The 17,565-nt window shown below is 47.6% G+C and carries 20 protein-coding genes; 1 reads left to right on the top strand and 19 read right to left on the bottom strand.

Going from position 1 to position 17,565, the window contains the following annotated elements; all coding sequences use genetic code 11:
* Nucleotides 1–7: 7 nt before the first annotated feature.
* From ASF99_RS09025 to prsW, 19 genes are all read right to left on the bottom strand, one after another.
* Complete coding sequence (locus ASF99_RS09025) at nt 8–1,294, bottom strand: tetratricopeptide repeat protein (protein WP_235515915.1); 1,287 nt, start codon at nt 1,292–1,294, stop codon at nt 8–10.
* Nucleotides 1,295–1,305: 11 nt separating this feature from the next.
* Nucleotides 1,306–2,562, bottom strand: coding sequence for a 3-phosphoshikimate 1-carboxyvinyltransferase (aroA, locus tag ASF99_RS09030; RefSeq protein ID WP_055968609.1), 1,257 nt, complete (start codon nt 2,560–2,562; stop codon nt 1,306–1,308).
* Entirely contained in the window at nt 2,553–3,614 is a 1,062-nt protein-coding gene (gene aroB, locus ASF99_RS09035; RefSeq protein WP_055968611.1) for a 3-dehydroquinate synthase, read from the bottom strand. The genes aroA and aroB overlap by 10 nt, the downstream gene beginning before the upstream one ends.
* Nucleotides 3,611–4,765, bottom strand: coding sequence for a chorismate synthase (gene aroC, locus ASF99_RS09040; protein WP_035396818.1), 1,155 nt, complete (start codon nt 4,763–4,765; stop codon nt 3,611–3,613). The genes aroB and aroC overlap by 4 nt, the downstream gene beginning before the upstream one ends.
* Nucleotides 4,766–4,784: 19 nt before the next feature.
* Nucleotides 4,785–5,561, bottom strand: coding sequence for a CheR family methyltransferase (locus ASF99_RS09045; protein ID WP_023468638.1), 777 nt, complete (start codon nt 5,559–5,561; stop codon nt 4,785–4,787).
* 192 nt (nt 5,562–5,753) lie between these two features.
* The gene (gene ndk / locus ASF99_RS09050) at nt 5,754–6,170 is read right to left on the bottom strand and encodes a nucleoside-diphosphate kinase (protein ID WP_023468639.1); all 417 of its coding nucleotides are present in this window, start codon (nt 6,168–6,170) and stop codon (nt 5,754–5,756) included.
* A gap of 93 nt (nt 6,171–6,263) precedes the next feature.
* Nucleotides 6,264–7,226 carry a polyprenyl synthetase family protein gene (locus ASF99_RS09055; protein ID WP_023468640.1) on the bottom strand — a complete coding sequence of 321 codons (963 nt, stop codon included), beginning with the start codon at nt 7,224–7,226 and terminating at the stop codon, nt 6,264–6,266.
* A gap of 1 nt (nt 7,227) precedes the next feature.
* Nucleotides 7,228–7,935, bottom strand: a complete 708-nt coding sequence (locus tag ASF99_RS09060; RefSeq protein WP_023468641.1) for a demethylmenaquinone methyltransferase — start codon at nt 7,933–7,935, stop codon at nt 7,228–7,230.
* A 22-nt stretch (nt 7,936–7,957) separates the two neighbouring features.
* Nucleotides 7,958–8,536 (bottom strand): heptaprenyl diphosphate synthase component 1, encoded by a 579-nt coding sequence (locus ASF99_RS09065; RefSeq protein ID WP_023468642.1) that lies wholly within the window; start codon nt 8,534–8,536, stop codon nt 7,958–7,960.
* Between the two features lie 140 nt (nt 8,537–8,676).
* Complete coding sequence (locus tag ASF99_RS09070; protein WP_012370671.1) at nt 8,677–8,949, bottom strand: HU family DNA-binding protein; 273 nt, start codon at nt 8,947–8,949, stop codon at nt 8,677–8,679.
* An 85-nt stretch (nt 8,950–9,034) separates the two neighbouring features.
* Nucleotides 9,035–9,769, bottom strand: coding sequence for a hypothetical protein (locus ASF99_RS09075; protein ID WP_035396816.1), 735 nt, complete (start codon nt 9,767–9,769; stop codon nt 9,035–9,037).
* Nucleotides 9,766–9,942, bottom strand: coding sequence for a DUF2768 domain-containing protein (locus tag ASF99_RS17100; RefSeq protein WP_023468644.1), 177 nt, complete (start codon nt 9,940–9,942; stop codon nt 9,766–9,768). Before ASF99_RS17100 ends, ASF99_RS09075 begins: the two co-directional genes overlap by 4 nt.
* A 39-nt stretch (nt 9,943–9,981) precedes the next feature.
* A complete protein-coding gene (locus ASF99_RS09080; RefSeq protein WP_023468645.1) occupies nt 9,982–11,007 on the bottom strand; it encodes an NAD(P)H-dependent glycerol-3-phosphate dehydrogenase in 1,026 nt (341 codons plus the stop codon).
* Between the two features lie 14 nt (nt 11,008–11,021).
* Nucleotides 11,022–12,332 (bottom strand): ribosome biogenesis GTPase Der, encoded by a 1,311-nt coding sequence (gene der / locus ASF99_RS09085; RefSeq protein ID WP_023468646.1) that lies wholly within the window; start codon nt 12,330–12,332, stop codon nt 11,022–11,024.
* A 123-nt stretch (nt 12,333–12,455) separates the two neighbouring features.
* On the bottom strand, nt 12,456–13,589 hold the full coding sequence (gene rpsA / locus ASF99_RS09090) for a 30S ribosomal protein S1 (RefSeq protein ID WP_055968613.1): 1,134 nt from the start codon (nt 13,587–13,589) through the stop codon (nt 12,456–12,458).
* A gap of 102 nt (nt 13,590–13,691) precedes the next feature.
* On the bottom strand, nt 13,692–14,291 hold the full coding sequence (locus ASF99_RS09095; protein ID WP_023468648.1) for a lysophospholipid acyltransferase family protein: 600 nt from the start codon (nt 14,289–14,291) through the stop codon (nt 13,692–13,694).
* Nucleotides 14,288–14,962, bottom strand: coding sequence for a (d)CMP kinase (gene cmk / locus ASF99_RS09100; protein ID WP_023468649.1), 675 nt, complete (start codon nt 14,960–14,962; stop codon nt 14,288–14,290). Before cmk ends, ASF99_RS09095 begins: the two co-directional genes overlap by 4 nt.
* 76 nt (nt 14,963–15,038) lie before the next feature.
* Nucleotides 15,039–15,695, bottom strand: coding sequence for a flagellar brake protein (locus ASF99_RS09105; protein ID WP_023468650.1), 657 nt, complete (start codon nt 15,693–15,695; stop codon nt 15,039–15,041).
* A 19-nt stretch (nt 15,696–15,714) separates the two neighbouring features.
* Entirely contained in the window at nt 15,715–16,392 is a 678-nt protein-coding gene (prsW, locus tag ASF99_RS09110; RefSeq protein ID WP_055968615.1) for a glutamic-type intramembrane protease PrsW, read from the bottom strand.
* 168 nt (nt 16,393–16,560) lie between these two features.
* Between prsW and ASF99_RS09115 the strand changes: the two genes are divergently transcribed.
* A complete protein-coding gene (locus ASF99_RS09115; protein WP_023468652.1) occupies nt 16,561–17,529 on the top strand; it encodes an asparaginase in 969 nt (322 codons plus the stop codon).
* Nucleotides 17,530–17,565 lie beyond the last annotated feature (36 nt).

A 17,565-nucleotide genomic window follows, 5' to 3' on the forward strand; every position in this document is an offset into this window, starting at 1 on the left:
CGTGAAGTCATCCATCCATTCGTTCAACATAGTCGACAAGTTCGTTATCTTCTGGTGTCAACTTAGCAGCGCGGCGGAGAAGACGTTGTCCCTCTTCACGCCGTCCTTCCTCGACGAGTGCGAATCCATACTCTTTCAAGAAGAGCGCATCTTCCGTGAATGCACCTTCGACTATCGCATAATTCTCCATCGCTTGTGTGTATTCCTCTAAGGCATACAAAGCGCGTGCCCGGTACCATGTTAGAATCGGAGCCGTGACGTGTTCTTCGATGGCAGAGATCGTCTCGATCATCGCTTCGTGGTCCTCGTCTTCAGCAAGCAACGACAGCAAGCGTTCCGCTGCGACGATTGATTCCGGATTCAAGGCAAGCGCCTCACGCAGCGCTTGGACGCTTCCAGCGCGATCGCCGAGTTTTAGAAGGAACAAGGCTTCCATCGTCCGCAACTCATCATTGTAATCGTCGCGCTCCATTCCCTGTTTGATGACGTTCAGCGCTTCTTTTGTCAAACCAAGTTCGGCTTGGCTTTCCGCGTATGGTACGTACGCCGACGTATAGTCCGGATCCTGTGCAATCAATTGCTGGAATGTCTCGACCGCTTTTTGGTGTTGACCGACACGGTGAGCCGTCATCGCAAGACCAAACAGTGTATGCAAGTCGGAGCGTTCTGCGACAGCACGTTCGTACAGTGGAATCGCATCTTCAAATTGTCCTGTCATCGCGAGTGATTCCGCGTAAAGGGCATCGAGCGGCAATTCAGCACGTAACTCTGGTCGCTCCGCGATTTCGGCGAATAACGGTACCGCCTGATCAAACGCACCGAGCGTCATGTAGAGCTCAGCCAAACCGTATGCCAGTAACGGTTCGTCCGGTGCAAGGTTACGCGCTTCCTTCAGTTTCGCTAACGCTACTTCGTCAAGACCTTGCGACTGATAGAGGTCAGCGAGTAATACGAGAGAACGCGGACCATATTCCGAGTCTGTTGTGTCGACCTGCTCGAGGACGGAGATTGCTTCTTCTTCGCGATCCAAATCGATATAACACTCTGCTAGTAACAAGGCGACTCCCGCATTACCCGCATATTCGACGTAAAGTGGCGCCAAGAGATCGACCGCCCGGTCAGACAATCCGAGTTCGATATAGAGATCGGCTACGGCGAGGCGGTCCTCATCCGTTCCTGTCTTTTCGAGTTTTTCTAATGCTGCTAACGCTTCTGAGGTGTGACCGTGTTCCAATTCTTCGATGATGCCATTCAATAGTTGTTCATTCAAGGCAAACGCCCCACTTTCTGTCATCCGCCTCTTGCTTACTCAGATTGGTCGGATTGAAGTTTCTTTAAATCATCATAGAACGTTGGGTAGCTGACTTCAACTACTTCGCGTCCATGAACCATAATTTCTGGATTGATCGTCGCCGCAATCGTCAACATCATCGCAAGCCGGTGATCACCTGCACTGTCGACTTCCGCTGCTTGCAGAGGTGTCGGTCCTTCGATGATCATGCCGTCATCCGTTGCCTCGATATTCGCTCCAAGACGCTGTAATGCCGTCACGACGGTCTCGATCCGATCCGTTTCCTTGACACGAAGCTCTTGTGCATCGCGAATGATTGTTCGTCCTTCCGCTTGCGTCGCAAGCAAAGCGAGTAACGGAATCTCATCAATCAAGGATGGAATCTGATCACCTTCGACCGTGATTGCTTGTAATGATGTCGTCTCGACGGTCACATCTGCCGTCTCCTCTCCACCGTCTTCTGAGCGATGATTGATTTCGACACTTGCACCCATCTGGCGTAACGTCTGTAAAAAACCGATCCGTGTCGGATTCATCAAGACGTGGGTCGTCGTGATGCGACTATCCTGCCCGATTGCTGCTGCCGTCCACCAAAACGCTGCTGACGATGGATCGCCTGGAATGTCGAGTGACGTTGCTTGTAAGCGTACAGGACCTTGAACACGAATGTGCCGACCATCCTCGCGTTCATCGATCGTTACGTCAACACCGAACTGCGGCAACATCCGTTCCGTATGGTCGCGTGACAGGATCGGCTCGATGACTGTCGTCTCACCCGTCGCATGCAGACCTGCGAGCAACACGGCACTTTTCACTTGTGCACTTGCGACTGGCAACGTATACGTCGTTCCGACAAGCGGCGTTCCTGTGATGTGAAGCGGCGCCGTCTCACCTGTGATGTTCGCTCCGAATAAGGCAAGCGGTTCCGTGATCCGTTTCATCGGACGTCTGCGCAAGGAAGCGTCGCCATCGAGCGCATATGTCGCTTGACCGCCTGCTAGGATACCGCTCAAGAGACGAATCGTCGTCCCCGAGTTTCCGCAATCGATCGTCGCTTCTTGGAACGTATCCGTTCCGGTAATCCGAATTTCCTCTGATGTTCGATCGATTTGTGCACCGAGCGCCTGCATCGCTTCTAGTGAAGCAAGACAATCGGCCCCTTCAAGTGCGTTTCTGACACGTGTCGTTCCCTCGGCGATTCCGCCGAACAGGAAAGCACGGTGCGTCATTGATTTATCGCCAGGTACTTGTACTGTTCCTCTTAAGCCCATTCTAGACACCTCACTGTTTGATTGAATGCTTGGCGCAATCGTTCTTCGCTGATCGCTTCTAAAATGAAGCGCCCTTCTTTTTCAAGGACGAATCGAATCGTTGCTTGGTGGTTCTTCTTGTCGCGACGCATCAGTTCAAGATAGGTCTTAAACGATTGTCGATCCGGTAATTCCGTTCCAAGACGATGGAGCAATTGCCCGAGCTGCTTCGCCTGTTCGTCATTTCCTTCTAAGAACTTGACGAAGACAAGTCCGATCCCTACGGCCTCGCCATGCGCAAGACCAGGACTCGCATATTCAACGGCATGACCGAATGTATGTCCATAATTCAAGAAGGCACGCATCCCTTGCTCCGTCTCATCTTGCTCGACGATATCCCGTTTCACATTAATCCCCCGTGCGAGCCAGTCTTCCAAATCGAGTCCTTTGACAGCATCCAGCGAAATATCGAGTAACGAATCCGCAAATGATGGTCGCGCAAGGAACCCATGCTTGACTAACTCAAAGAAGCCACTTCGCCATTCCCGGTCTGGTAATGTCTGAAGGAGCATTAAATCATACACGACACCACTTGGCTGATAAAATGCACCGACTAAGTTTTTACCGAAGGAGAGGTTAAGACCAACCTTTCCACCAACACTTGAATCGTGCGCTAACAGTGTCGTCGGAATTTGAATGAACGGGATGCCGCGCAAAAAGGTTGCCGCGACGAATCCCGCTAAATCACCAATCATTCCACCGCCAAACGCAAGGATCAGGCTATGACGTGTCATCCCATACCGAACCCCTTCTTCGAGTATAGCGCCATAAACGGCAAGCGACTTACTGTGCTCCCCAGGCGCAACAGTGCTGATATGAACGTCGATCGACGGTGATACATCCGCTAACGCATTCTGCAATCGATCCATCTGCAAGTGATGTACCGTTTCATCCGTGATGACCCAGATGCGGTCCGCCTCGTTCAGCGCGGAAAGATGCGATAACCGGGCTAATGCCCCATTTCCGATAAGTACTGGATATGACGTGTTCAACCGGATATCAAATTCGATCAAAACGTCCGGACCTCCTCTTTGTAAGCAGCGACGGCAGCCTGAAGGCGATCGAGTGTCGATGTCCCGAACATTTCAAGGATAGCGACCGCAATCTCAAACGCGACGACGGCTTCTAGAACAACCGATGCGGCCGGAACGGCACAGGCATCACTTCGTTCGATTTGTGCCGTGAATGCTTCCTTCGTCTCGATATCGACTGATTGTAGTGGACGATAGAGCGTCGGAATCGGCTTCATCGCAATTTGGACGCGAATCGGCATGCCTGTCGACATTCCACCTTCGATTCCGCCTAGATGGTTCGTCCGCCGATGATAGCCGGATGCATCATGAACGATTTCATCTTGGACGGTACTCCCCTTGCGACGACCGAGTTCATATCCGTCACCAAAACCGACTGATTTCATCGCATTGACGCTGATGACAGCTTGCGCAATTCGACTGTCGAGCTTTAAATCGTTTTGAGTGAAGGATCCGACTCCTGGCATCATGCCCGTCACGACGACTTCGATTTCACCGCCGAGTGTATCCCCTTCTTTTTTGGCCGCATCAATTTCCTCCATCATCCGTTGCCCTGCTTGTTCGTCAGCACAGCGAACGGGTGAAGCGTCAATCGTTTCCTGATGTTCGACGGGATCTTTCCACGGTGCATCGATGCCACCAATCGACCGTACGTGCGAGAACACTTCAATCCCGAGTTCATTCAGTAATTGTTTAGCGAAGGCGCCGACGGCAACACGTGCTGCCGTCTCACGAGCGGAAGAACGTTCTAGTACATCGCGTAAATCGCGATGACCGTACTTCAATCCACCAACGAGATCCGCATGTCCGGGGCGTGGACGCGTCAACGTCCGCGGGCGCTCCAACTGTTCTTCGAGCGGTTCCGCTTGCATGACTTGTGTCCAGTGCGTATGATCCTTATTCTCGATGAACAAACTGATCGGTGATCCTGTCGTGTATCCATGACGGATCCCGCCACGCGCATCGATTTGATCCTGTTCGATTTGCATGCGTCGTCCGCGTCCGTATCCGCCTTGGCGACGTGTCATTTCACGCTGGATGGCTTCGAAATCAATCGTGAGTCCTGCTGGCATCCCATCGATGATGACGGTCAATCCTTTTCCATGTGATTCTCCTGCTGTCATGTAACGCATTCGCTTCATCCCTTCCTGATCAACCGATTTTTTCGTAAAAGAAGCTCTGTTTCATCTTTAACCCAAACCGTTCGGGTTGGAAAATTTGTTCCGTTCCACCAACGAATAAGATTCCGCCTGGCTTTAAGGCCTCGACGAACGAACGATAGACGTGCGCTTTCGCTTCTTCTGTAAAATAAATCAGCACGTTGCGGCAGATGATTAAATCAAACCCCGTATCGTACCGGTCTCCTAACAGATTATGTTTACTGAAACGAACGAGTCGTTTGATTTCCGGAACGACTTCGAACGTTTGCTCTTGCTCAATGAAGTATTTCTTTTTACGCGCTTCGACGACTTCATTCAATGCAGAAGCTCCGTATCGACCAAGCTTGGCTTTTTCTAGGACGAGTTCATCCAAATCTGTTGCTTGAATCGTAAAGGCGGATGGATCGAGCCGTTCACTTAAAATCATCGCAAGGGAGTATGGTTCTTCTCCGGTCGAACAAGCTGCGCTCCACGTCCGGATTCGTCCATGTGCTCGCGACTCTAGGATCGGTAAGATATCTTGTTCCAATTGTTGCCAACGAATCGGATTACGGAAAAATTCACTGACATTGATCGTCATTCGATCTAAAAACTCGTCGTATAACGATGTGTCCTTATCCATTGCCTGCATATAAGAAGCAAATGTACTATATCCTTTTTTGTCACGTAACGCCGTCAATCGCCGTTTCATCTGTGCTTCTTTATACTGACCGAGATCAATCCCTGATTTGGTCTTGAATCGTTGAATAAAAAGTTCATAATCTTCCAATTGGCACACCTCGCTCACTCTCGATATCGAATGGTCATCTCCATGACCGGTTCAACTTATTTTCTATAGTAGCATAAAGCTATAGGCATTCCAAAAAGCAATTCGACAATTGGGTCATTCCGTTTTACAAGAACACGACAAAAGGGATTCGATCAAATCGAATCCCTTCCCCGTTGTCTTTCTATTCATGAATTACGCGTTGACTGGCTGTCCTTGAAACCAGAGGGCAAGCTCACGCTCCGCACTCTCGACACTATCTGAACCATGGATGACGTTCTCACTCATCGTGTTCGCGAAATCACCACGGATCGTTCCAGGTGCTGCTTCAAGTGGTTTTGTTTTCCCGATCATCAAACGCGAGACGGCAACGACGTCTGCACCCTCGACACGAAGTGCAACGACAGGACCTGATGTGAGGAAAGTGACCAACTCTCCAAAGAACGGTTTCTCCGCATGCTCTTCGTAATGTGCTTTTGCTAACTCTTCTGTGACGTTCATCATTTTCATTTCACGAATGATGAATCCTTTGCGTTCGATCCGTCCAATGATTTCCCCAATCAATCCACGTTCTACGCCATCCGGTTTGACCATCAAAAATGTCTGTTCCATCTCTAGTTCCCCCTATGAAATGCTTTTAGAAAAGCGCTTACATAGTCAGTTTACTGGCTTTTAAGAAGAACAGCAAGAAATTTTTGACAATCTTCAACCTTTTCGTTTTCCAACGTAGCGCGCGACTTCTTCAAGCGATCGCTTCGCAGAGGATTTAGGTAATGGTTCGAGACGTTTGATGGCACGATGGATGTAATGATCGACTGTTTGTTGCGTTCGTTCAAGAGCTCCTGAAGTTTGAAGAAACGACAATAAAGGTGCGACTTCTTCATGTGTTGGCATACTCTCGATTTTTGAAAGACGTTCATAAAAGACAGCATCTTCTGCACCATAAAAGACAGGTAATGTTTTGTGTCCATGACGCAAATCCTCTGCTACGGGCTTACCAAGTTCTGTGCGATTCGCTGTGAAATCAAGCAAATCGTCAGCAATTTGAAACGCAAGTCCGATATCTCGTCCAAACAACCGTAACGCTTTCGTATCGGCTGCAGAACAGTTCGCAACAATGGCACCTAGGTGACAACTCGCTTCGATGAGAATGGCTGTTTTTCGTTCGATCCGTTTGATGTAGCGTTTAATCGACTGTTCCCAATCATATTGGTCATAGATTTGTTCAATCTCACCTTCGCAAATTTCACGCATCGTATGGACCATCACTTGGACAAGTTCCGGCTTTCCGACTTCACCAATCAATCGAATCGCCTCTCCAAACAGATAGTTCCCGGAATACAGTGCGACTTCTTCATCAAAGTATTGCATGACAGTCGGTTTCCCTCGTCGTAGTTCCGCGTCATCAATGACATCGTCATGAACGAGTGATGCCATATGGACGAGCTCAAGACTGGCCGCCACACGAATCAGCTCATCCCGATCTGCTTCACCGAATTTAGACGCTAACAATACGAATGCCGGTCGAATCCGTTTTCCACCAGCCTTCAACAGTTGCTTTCCTGCCGCATCGATCGTTGGTTCCTCAGAAGCGATATGACTGATCAGAAAACGATCGACTAAATTAACTTCCTTCGTGACATCACGGTATATGGAATGCAGTGACATCTCACCACTTCTTCCCAAGGTGCATCGCAGCAGCCCCACCCGCGAATGCCTTGACTTCCACTTGCATGAAGCCTGCCTGTTCGAAGAGTTGTTTCAGTTCGACGCGGTCGAGGAACACTTCCGTCGATTCTTGTAGCCAGTTGTATTGATCGTATGATTTCGCAAGCAATCGCCCGACTTGTGGCATGATTTTTCCGAAATACAATGAATATGCCTCGCGGAAAATCGGTGCCGTCGGTTGACTCGTCTCGAGACAGACGACCGTTCCACCTGGTTTTAAGACACGATGCATCTCTTTGATGACCTGTAGATAATCCGGTACGTTTCGTAGACCAAACCCGATCGTCACATAATCGAACGAGTTATCACCGAACGGTAGATCCATCGCATTTCCGTGAATCAATTCGATGTTTTTCATATCGAGTGCTTCTACCTTCTCCACGCCGACTCTTAGCATGTTCTCTGAAAAATCAAGTCCTTTGATGACACCTGTCGGACCGGCTGCTTTCGCTAGTTGAATCGTCCAGTCCGCTGTTCCACAACAAAGATCGAGACATTTAGCACCCGGGAAGACTTGCATCCGGCGCATCGTCTCGCGTCTCCATAGTTTATGCAGTCGGAAGCTGATGACTGAATTCATTTGATCATAGTTCGTTGATATCGATTGAAACACTTCATATACTTTTTTTTCTTTATCTTTTGCCTGCACACCGCTCACCCTTTCCAAGATCTCATGCTACCGCCATCTGCTCGAGATGCGATAACAGTAATTTCTGTGCGACCAGATCCAATTGTTCTGCCTGTTGTTGAATGATCTGCCGCCCCTGTCGTGTCAGCCATTCTCGTTTCGTGATTGCTGCGAGTCCTTGCATTAATCCGAACTCTGCTGTTAACCATAAGAGAACTCGTTCTTCCGTCGATGCATAATTCATTTCGTGAAGGGCACACTTTGCCTCGTTGACCCGTTGAATCGTCCGTCCGAGTGAAACGAGAATCTCTTTTGGTAACCCAGCTAGCTGTTCGAAAAAGTAGCTCGAGAATAAATCTCCTGCTAATACAAGCAACTGTCGCTCCTTCGAACCGCGTAGGGTTTCATTGACACGCTCATGCAGACGTAGCGCTACTTGTGCGAAATGAATCGCTTTGACGAGTGCTTCCGTATCCAGCGTGTCATGTTGAGCGACATCAATCAACCAACTGATCTGTTCACGATCGATGGAAGGGAAATCCACATGTCGAGCCAATCGTGTCGTTTGTTTAGTGGTGAGTGCAGTGATGATTTCATCCACGCGCAGCTCATGTTGTTCCATGCTTTTACCCCCCGATCTCCAGTGCCATCTCGTTGATGGACGTTCTTCTTTTTTAATATACCATAATCGGCGGGCTTTCACGCTTCTGAATGTCCACAAAAAAGCCGCCCGAGAAAATCTCGGGCGACTATGTAGCTGGATTACTTCACAGCATCTTTCAATGCTTTACCTGGTTTGAAGGCAGGTACTTTACTTGCTGGAATCTCGATATCTTCTTTCGTACGTGGGTTGCGACCTTTACGGGCTGCACGCTCACGGACTTCGAAGTTACCAAATCCAATCAATTGGACTTTTTCTCCAGACTGAAGTGTCTCAGTGATCGATTCGAATGTTGATTCAACAACTTTCGTCACGTCTTTTTTTGTAAGACCTGATTTTTCGACGACTGCTTGAATGAGTTCAGTTTTGTTCATTACTTTCACCCCCTCCCAATCACTTCTTCGAGGGTAATCATACCCCATAAACGTTGCTATTACAACATTTTCGTGTAAATAACGTTCAATTTTCAGATTCTTCGCTCGATTTCTCTGAAAACACAGGTTCGCCTTTTTCGTTTATCGTGTAGCTTTGAGAATAGGCAGGAACAAAAGGTTGATCTTCATAGAGCAAATACCGAATATCTTGACCGACTTTCGGCTTTTTCTTCGCAGTTTGAACAGCTTTCTTCAACTCTGGTAAATAGTTGATGAAGAGGCGTCCTTGACCATCGACATAGATTGACAACTTTTCATCTGAATACGGACTTGGGACAGTCGGTTCTTTTTTGATGAATAGTTTTTTATAGTCAAGCGTAAACTGGTTTTTTCCGAACGATCCTTTAAACGGATACTTTTCGTTCTTCTTCCGATACGCATCAATCCGAACTTGGAGCTTCTGTAACTCTTCTGCAACAAGTAAATCCATCAACTTAACAGTTGGTTTCGTGTCGACATCAACTAACAGATAGATGAATGTTCCGCCACCTTCAAAACTGTTTGATGGTGGGTCACTCATATAACGCGGAATGAGCCGCCCTAATTCGATTTGATAACGCTCCATGAGCGGAGTGTCCGCTTCCATCGTCTTAATGGGCAAAACACCCGTGTCTTTTTGATACGCATCGACAGCATCCTGTACGGTACGTAACTGTTGCGGATACGGTACGCGGTTCGACGGTTTCTGACTGTCTGGAAATAGACAACCTGATAACAACGTCACCGGAATGAGCATGAGGATCACGAACCACTTCTTCATGCGCTTGGTCCCGCCATGACGATGAACACCATGATGATCGATGCGACGATGAAACAGACGAATGCCAAAGTCGATACGAGAATCTGCCATATCCCTTTCAATTTCGTCCGACTGACCGTGACCAGCAAGACACTGATCGCAAAGAGTCCGATGCCAGCGAACGAGATCCACATTTTTATTAATCCTGGACTCAAGGTTTCCACCCCACTCCGTTAATCTTTCGTCGTGAAGAGATGCTCGATTTCATTTTTTTGTGGTCGTTGCATCAACTTTTTGACTTCTTCTTCCGGCGTATGACCATCGAAAAGAACGTGGTATAACGCAGAAGTGATTGGCAGTTCGCACTGCTTCGTCTCCGCTAAATCATAGGCGGCTTGTGTCGCACGAACACCTTCGACGACCATTCCCATGTTTTCTAGCACCGTTTCTAACTTTTCACCGCGACCGATGGCATTCCCCGCACGCCAATTGCGACTATGGACCGATGTACAAGTAACGATCAAGTCACCCATTCCCGTCAATCCAGTAAACGTCATCGGTTTAGCTCCAAGCATCGTACCGAGACGCGCCATTTCGACCATTCCACGCGTTATCAAAGCAGCTTTCGCGTTGTCACCATAACCAAGACCATCCGTCATCCCGGCGGCAAGCGCGATGATGTTCTTCAAAGCACCACCGAGTTCTGCGCCAATGATATCCGCATTCAGATAGACACGGAAGTTTTCATTCGTGAACAGCTCTTGAACACGACCTGCTTCTTCTAAATCTTCTGAAGCAATCGTTACCGTCGTCGGTTTACGTAATGCGACCTCTTCAGCATGGGATGGACCCGTCAAGACACAAATCGCTTTACGCTTCGCTGGATCGACCTCTGCTTCGATTAATTCTGACAACCGAAGATGTGTCTTTGGCTCGATTCCTTTCGATGCATGGATCAAAACGACAGGTTCCGTCAGCAACTCATTTAGTTGACGAGAAACCGCTCGAATCGCAGAGGATGGTGTGACGATCAAGATATGCGTCGCCCCTTCGACCGCTTCTTTAAGATCCGTCGTTGCTTTTAATGCTTTTGGTAACGCAACACCTGGCAAGAACTGCGTATTTTCATGATGCTCATTGATACGGTCGACATTCATTTGCTCACGACCGTAAAGAATGACTTCTTGATCATTATCAGCTAAGACGAGCGAGAGGGCTGTTCCCCAGCTCCCTGCTCCGATGACTGCGATTTTGGTCATACTGACTCACCTCATTATTGTTTTTGACGGGCTAAAATCCGGATTGGTGTACCTGTGAAGTCAAATGCTTCCCGGATCCGGTTCTCAAGATATCGTTTATAAGAGAAATGCAGCAATTCTGGATCATTAACGAACAAGACGAACGTTGGCGGACGTGACGCGACTTGAGTCGCATAGTTGATCCGAAGACGAACCCCTTTATCTGTCGGCGCCGGGTTCATCGCGACCGCGTCAACGATGACATCGTTCAAGACACTTGTCTGAATCCGTTGTGCATGACTGTGTGCTGCTTGTTGAATGACCGGTAACAACGTCTGCAAACGACGTTTTGTTTTTGCTGAGACGAAGACGATCGGTGCATAGTCAAGGAAACGGAATTCTTCCCGGATCTCTTCTTGCATCTTTTTCATCGTCTTATCATCTTTTTCGACAGCATCCCATTTATTGACGACAATGATGACCGCGCGACCTGCTTCGTGCGCATATCCCGCCACTTTTTTATCTTGCTCGATGATGCCTTCTTCACCATCAAGAACGACACAGACGACATCTGCCCGTTCGATTGCTTTTTGAGCACGCATGACGCTAAAACGTTCTGTTGATTCATAGACTTTCCCGCGTTTTCGCATCCCGGCCGTATCGATGATGACGTATTCTTGATCATCCCGTGTAAACGGTGTATCAATCGCATCGCGTGTCGTACCAGCGATGTTTGAGACGATGACACGTTCTTCACCGAGAATCGAGTTCGTCATACTTGATTTCCCGACGTTCGGACGACCAATCAAGGCAAACTTGATCGTACTTTCGTCATATTCTAATTCTTCTTTATCTGGTGCGAGTTCAAGGACACGGTCAAGTAAATCACCGAGACCAAGACCATGTGTACCAGAAATCGGGAACAAGTCTCCGAATCCAAGGGAGTAAAATTCATACATTAAATCACGCATTTCAAAGTTATCGACTTTGTTGACAGCGACGACGACCGGTTTGTTCGAACGGAATAACATGTTCGCGACTTCCTCATCCGCTGCTGTAATTCCTTCGCGTCCGTTCACCATGAAAATGATGACATCCGCTTCATCAATGGCGAGCTCCGCCTGATGACGCATCATTTGAAGTAGGGGCTCATCCCCGACTTCGATTCCACCTGTATCAATCAAATGAAAATGACGATTCAGCCATTCTCCAGTTCCGTAAATACGGTCGCGGGTAACGCCTGGCTTGTCTTCTACGATTGAAACCCGATCTCCAATCACCCGGTTAAAAATCGTCGACTTTCCGATATTTGGGCGACCTACGATCGCCACGACTGGAATTGCCATCCCAACACCTTCTTTCTCTTCTCTCGCTTCATAGCCGTTCTATTGTATCAAATCAAACTGTCATATACCATAACAAACCGCATATAAAAAGCGGACACGCTTGTGTCCGCTTTGTGTCATTACTTATTCTTTCTGATCAGAATCGTCTTCAGTCAAGTCAGCGACTGAGAATCCTTCTGATTGATTCGTATAATCCGAATAATCGTCAGCGGATGATTCTTCCTCTTCAAGGACACGTGTTGATAGCGAAATCTTATGCTCATCAAGACGCACTTCGAGTACTTTCGCCTCAATTTCCTGTCCTTCTTCGAGTACTTCCGAAGGTGAACCGATGTGACGGTTCGCGATTTGCGAAATGTGTAAAAGTCCTTCTACTTGTGGCGCAAGTTCAATGAAAGCCCCGAACTGAACGAGACGACGCACACGTCCTTTGACGATATCGCCAGCTTCGATCTTCCCTTCCATTTGTTGCCATGGACCAGGTTGTGTTTCCTTGATCGATAACTTCACCTTTTCCGTATCACGGTCGACACCAAGTACTTTGACTTCGACTTTTTGACCTTCCGTGACGATATCCGAAGGACGTTCGACACGGTGGTGTGCCATCTCCGAGATATGAACGAGACCGTCGACGCCACCGATATCAACGAAAGCACCAAAGTCCGTTAAACGTTGGACTGTACCTTCGAGGATTTGACCTACTTTTAAATTTTCGAGTGTCTCTTTTTTCTTCGCGTTCAATTCGCCCTCAACGACCGCTTTATGCGAGAGAATGACACGGTTCTTCTCTTGATCGAGTTCAACGACCTTGACTTCGATCGAACGACCGATGTAATCCGAGAAATCCTCGACATAATGCCGTTCGACGAGTGACGCCGGAATGAATCCGCGGACACCGATATCAACGACGAGTCCACCTTTGACGATGTCCTTGACGACAACTTCAAAGATCTCACCTGATTTATACTTCTCTTCTACTTGCTCCCACGCTTTGAGCGCGTCGATTTCTCGTTTCGAGACGACGACCTCTTCATCCGTGATTTTCTTGACCTTCACTTGTAGTTCATCTCCGACGTTCAGCACGCCGCGAATATCATCGAGATGAAGACTCGATACTTCGCTGATCGGTAAGATGGCTTCTGTTTTATATCCGATATCAATGAGTGCTTGCTTGTCTTCAATTTTCACGACCATTCCGGTAACTACCTGGTCCCGATGAATTTCAAAATCAGGCATATCTTTCATTTCTTCGACCATTCCAAAACAACCTCCTCACGATGAGTACAAGAAACGCCTGACACATGTCAATGCGTTTATCCTGCTTCTAACTTCTTACAATTCTGACTATTTGTCAAGGTATTAAGCGTGATTGAAGTAGACGGATTTGATTTCGTCCATGATTCGGTCAGAAATCGATTTCGCCGCGCCCCGCTGGTCACGTAAATCCGAGATATCAACCGGTTTTCCGATCGCAACATGCATCCGTTTGAACGGGCGGTATGATCCGATGATTGCAATCGGTAAAATCTGAGCATTCGATCGTAACGCAAAGAAGCCGACACCTGGTTGTGCTGATGTGAATTCACCTGGCGCAGATCGCGTTCCTTCTGGGAAAATACCGACCGTCTCATCCGTATTCAAGAGCTCAATCGTCCGTTTCAAAGCTTGACGATCGCCTTGACCGCGACCGACAGGATATGTTCCTGCCGCAATCATTAATTGTTTTAAGGCAGGAACTTTGAACAGTTCTTCTTTTGCCATGTAACGAACCGCGCGTTTTGGCGGAATCGCGCTGACGAGGAAGACTGGGTCCCAGTTCGAGCTGTGGTTGGCACAGACAAGTAAGGAACCGTCTTTCGGAATGTTCTCTTGCCCAGTCACTTTCAATCGGAAGACTGTTTTCGCAATGACCCAGACGACAAACCGCGCAATCCGGTAAATGGTATCTTGACGTTTCATTTTAGGACACCCTCTGCTAGCTCCATCAATCGGACGACGACTTCATCAATCGTCATCTCTGTCGTATCGAGATATAGTGCATCGTCAGCTTGGCGTAATGGCGAGACTTCACGCTCACTGTCGCGCTTATCACGCAGTGCGATCTCTTCTTGAAGAATCGTGATGTCACTGTCCATTCCACGCGCGATATTTTCACGATGTCTTCGAGCTGCACGCTCTTCCACAGTTGCCGTTAAAAAGACTTTTAATTCTGCATCCGGCAATACGACTGTACCGATATCACGTCCATCCATGACGATTCCGCCGCGTTCAGCTAATTTTCGCTGTGCCGTGACGAGTGCAGCCCGGACTTCTTTTTGACGAGCGACGAACGAGACATTATTCGTGATTTCGATGGAACGAATCGCATCCGTCACTTCGCGATCACCAATAAAGACACGTTGCCCGTTTTCGCCTGGTGTTAAACGAATATCAAGCGATTTCATTAATTCTCCTAGCGCTTCCCCATTATTGAGATCAAGCGATTGTTCAAGTGCTGCCAACGTCACGGCCCGGTACATAGCTCCTGTATCAATGTATACATAGTCAAGGCGTGCTGCCAATTGTTTTGCGATCGTACTTTTCCCAGCACCCGCTGGTCCATCTAAAGCGATTTGAATCTTTTTCATCATCCATCCAATCCTTCCATCTTCCCTATGATTGATAGGGATTCATTCTTCCGAACGTTATCATAGCAAAAAAATGCGGTCAGGTGAATGGATTCATGCCCCTTCTTGAACTTTTCATTTGCATTTGATAACAGTGACGCAATACAAGTTCACGACTTCTGTCGGGAATCATCGTAAATTGGAAGGCTAATTCATACCTTTCTTCCCGTCGATCGATTCGAACAAGTTCAGCCACGACGTCTAGTGTACTTGATACACCATCACCCGTAGGTAAGATGAATGTCATCTCCACTTCTTCATCTTTTGCAATCGGTAATTGATCTGACAAGATCATCATTCCACCAGCCGATAAATCAAGCGTCACCGTCGTAAACGGCTCGAAATGCGCTTTATGAGGATGTACAGCGACATCGAGTATTTGCGGCACTCGAACGAACTGACGTCGTTGGATGCGTTCGATTTGATCATCCTTTGGTCGTTTCAAAGCATAACGTTGACCACGAAGTGGATCATTTTGTCGTTCAACGACGACCGTATCAAATCCAAATAATTTGCCTTTCTCCTTGAAAAAATAAAATGAAACTTCTTCTTGCTCTGACAAGATGAATGTTTTAAGTGTCGCGACCTCACTCGGCGCTTCAATCCAAATCAAACGGTTCGTCACGGCCGTCACTTTTGAGCGACCTTGTCGATCCTCACTATTCGAAAGCATTACCAAATCCCCGATTTCCATCATGTTACTCCGCTCCTACTCTCTATTCGAAACCATCTGAATGTTGTTTTTTCCGTTTAAATCGTCGATTCAAACGATTGGCACCTCGTACTTGAAATAATCCAATCGTCCATAAGATAACCATAAAGACGATTGGCAAAAAAGATATACCACCATTTTCCAATATTAACAAATTAAATAAGATATGCGCAAATACCGGAAGCGCAATCGAAAGGGATAGCCAACGATAAGGATGAGGCGAGAATTTCGCCATCCCCATGAAGAATCCCATGATGACAGCAAACAATGCATGCCCAGATACGGGTAAGAGTGCCCGGAAGAGCATATGTTCGACAGTTCCATTCACCATCAGATATAAAATATTCTCAAGCGTTGCGAACCCAAGTGAACAGGCTACCGCGTAGATGATCCCGTCGTAATAATCATTAAACCGTTGATGAATATAGACCGTATAAAAGACGACAAACCATTTGGCGAATTCTTCCGTAACGGCTGTTCGAATCAACTGCACCTCTTCACGCCCACCAAATTCGGTCTGGACGATATAGTCGATGAACATCAAGGGAAAGACCAGTAAAATACCGAAAATGAAACTTCGAAGGATATAGCCGACTGGCTCCGACTCATGTTCGTGACGGAGATAAAAATAAGTTAGGAGTGCGATGCCTGGGGCAACTCCGGAGAAAACGATTTGAACCACGCTTCCTCTCCCCCTTTCTTCCTCATTTATAAGAATAAAGGTTTCTTGGAAAAAAGAAAACGTCCTCGTTGTTTCAAGAGGGAAAAAGGTTACAATATGGGAGAACGAACCGAATCCGTCATAGAAAGTAGGTGAAGGTCTTCTGTCTGTAGACAAGGACCCTTTAGCATGAAATCATTATTACTCATTCATACGGGTGGAACGATCGCCATGGCACAGGATCATGCTGGTCATGTCTTACCAAATGATATCAATCCACTCGATGCTTCACTCCCGCGAGCAACAGATATTGCCAACATCACGACGCGTCACTTCGCAAACTTACCTTCTCCGCACATGACACCTGACATCATGTTGCGTCTAGCCCATTTCATCGAGAGTGAGCTCAAGAAGGAACATTACGACGGCGTCGTTATCACTCACGGCACGGACACACTGGAAGAGACGGCTTATTTCTTACATTTGACGCTTGGCGCACCTGTTCCGATCGTTTTGACAGGAGCTATGCGTTCTTCCAATGAGGTCGGATCCGATGGTGAGTTTAATCTGATTACGGCACTTCGTGTCGCTGTCAGTGAAGCTGCGCGCGGAAAAGGTGTCCTCGTCGTCTTCAACGGGGAAATTCATTCGGCATTCAACGTCACAAAAACGCATACGTCATCCGTCGATACGTTCAAATCCGTTCATTTCGGAAACCTTGGGATGGTAACGAAGGATCATGTCTACTTATTCAATACACCGCTCTTAAAACAAACACACATGGTGACTTCGCTCTCAAAACGGGTCGCCGTTCTCAAAGTCTATGCCGGTATGGAACCCGACTTATTACTTGCTGTGAAACAACTCGGCTATGATGGACTCGTCCTTGAAGTCCTCGGTCAAGGAAATGTACCACCAAGTATCGTGGATGCGATCGCTGAATTGATTACCGTCATGCCGATCGTCATCGTCAGCCGTTGTTTCAACGGAATCGTTCAAGACGTCTACGGATATACGGGTGGCGGACAACAATTAAAAGAACTCGGCGTCATTTTCTCAAATGGACTGAATTCACAAAAAGCGCGGCTTAAACTGATGGTCGAACTTGAAATCGATGCTTCGCAACTAGAACTCGAAGAATCATTCCGCGTTGAATAAATGAAAAAACCTCTTGATTCGGAAATTTTCCTTCCA

The sequence above is a fragment of the Exiguobacterium sp. Leaf187 genome, from assembly GCF_001423925.1.
Taxonomy (GTDB): domain Bacteria; phylum Bacillota; class Bacilli; order Exiguobacteriales; family Exiguobacteriaceae; genus Exiguobacterium_A; species Exiguobacterium_A indicum.